The following is a 1,997-nucleotide window of genomic DNA, read 5'->3' on the forward strand; positions in this document are numbered from 1 at the left end:
ACCATCAGTTCATAAGCACGCATTGTGAACCCACCTCCTTCGGGCTAAGCGGTCACGGTCTTTCCGTAACAGGAGGTTCTGTTGCGTTGCCTGCCTGACACCGCGCGGCGACTTCCGTGTGTTTTGGCTATTCTCACAGGGAAATGCCAGCTGACGCTGACAGCACAGACTTATCAATGGTACCGGACGCCGGTCCGGGCCCGTGAATCGGCGGCTGCGGCCTGCGTCAGTAGTCCAGCCCCTGGCTGGGCACCACCAGTCCGGTCTCGTAGGCGTACACCACGGCCTGCACCCGGTCGCGCAGGTGCAGCTTGGCCAGGATCCTCCGGACGTGGGTTTTCACGGTGGCTTCCGAGAGGAAGAACCGGTGCGCAATCTCGGCGTTGGAGAGCCCCTCGGCGATGGTCCCCAGGACTTCCAGTTCCCGGGGCGTCAGGTCATCCAGCAAGGGGTCGCGCTGAGGCGGCGCCGCCGGGCTGCCGCCGGGAGCCAGGCCGCGCACGTAGGTTTCCAGCAGGCGCGCCGTCACCCGCGGAGCCACCACGGCGTCGCCGCTGGAGACCAGGCGCACCGCCTGGACCAGCTCGGCAGGTGCCACGTCCTTCAGCAAAAAGGCGCTGGCGCCTGCCTGCAGTCCGGCGAAGGCATACTCGTCCAGGTCGAACGTTGTCAGGATGATCACCCGTGCGCACAGCCCGGCGGACACGATTTGCCGGGTTGCTTCGATCCCGTCCATCACCGGCATCCGGACGTCCATCAGCACCACGTCGGGGGACAGTGCACGCGCCGACTCCAGGGCCTCGGCCCCGTCGGACGCCTCCCCCACCACGGCGACGTCGTCCTCGCCCTCCAGAATGAGCTTGAAGCCCATCCGCAGCAGCGGCTGGTCGTCCACCAGCAGCACTTTCACCGGCCCGGCCGGGCTCCCATCCGCGCTGTCAGACACTCTTGTTTTCCTCTCCGGGCCAATACAGGGTTGCCTCCACCATCCAACCACCGCCGGACCGCGGACCGGCGGCAACGTGGCCGCCGTAGATGGCGGCCCGCTCGCGCATGCCATGCAGGCCTTGGCCGGTGCCCAGTGAATCAGCCGCCCCATCCTGCCGGCCGTCGTCGGCCACCGTGATGTGGATGGCATCGCCGTCGCGGATTAACGCAACGTCCACCCTGGACACGCCTTTGGCGTAGCGCAGCACGTTGGTCAGCGACTCCTGCACAATGCGGAACACGCTGAGCCGGAAATTCTGGTCGTCCGGCAGAGCCGGCCCCGCCATGACCGTGCGCAGCGGCAAGCCGGCCGCACGGAAACCGTCCAGCAGCCCGGACAGCTGGTCCCCGGACGGGACCGGCACCAGCGGGGCCGCGTCGGTACCATTCTCGCTGCGCAACACCCCCAGCACCCTGCGCATGTCAGCCAGCGCCGACCGGCCGGTCGCCGAGAGCTGGTCCAGGACCTCGCCGGCACGTTCCGGGTCCTTGCGCGCGACGACGGCGGCGCCATCCGAGAGCGCGATCATCACCGAGAGCGAATGCGCCACCACGTCGTGCATCTCGCGGGCAATCCGGGTGCGTTCGGTCGCCGACGCCAGCCGGGCGTTGTCGGCCGCCCAGGCCTGGAGTTCGGCGTCATGGAGCCGGTCGCGGCGCACCGTAACGCCGATGCCCGCGGCGATGACGTTGGCCAAAACCAGCACCAGGCCGGTGACCAGCCCAACGTAGCTCGGGACCTCCCCGAGGGCGATCTGCTTGACGATCTCCGGCGGCATCCGGACGCCCATCCCCACCAGCATAGGCACGGCGGCGAGGACTGCTGCCACGATGGCCCGGACGGCCGGCCGGGTGGTGGCCACCGTGTAGACGGCGAACCACATGGCAAAGGAGCCGCTGCCGGTACTGGTCAGTACCACGATCAGAAAATCCACCAGGGCGATGACAGCCAGCACCAGCAGCGGCGACCGGCGCCGCCACACCAGGGCGGCGCCGCCGGCCAGCAGCAA

The 1,997-nt window shown here is 68.5% G+C and carries 2 protein-coding genes; both read right to left on the bottom strand.

Annotation, left to right across the window (positions count from 1 at the left end; translation table 11 throughout):
- Positions 1–226: 226 nt before the first annotated feature.
- The gene (locus tag AC5RWT_RS36905) at positions 227–946 is read right to left on the bottom strand and encodes a response regulator (RefSeq protein WP_494084543.1); all 720 of its coding nucleotides are present in this window, start codon (positions 944–946) and stop codon (positions 227–229) included.
- Positions 939–1,997: sensor histidine kinase (locus AC5RWT_RS36910; protein WP_494084544.1), on the bottom strand; the 1,059-nt coding region annotated here is incomplete at its 5' end. The genes AC5RWT_RS36910 and AC5RWT_RS36905, both read right to left, overlap by 8 nt.

The organism is Arthrobacter sp. Dra40 (assembly GCF_059091905.1).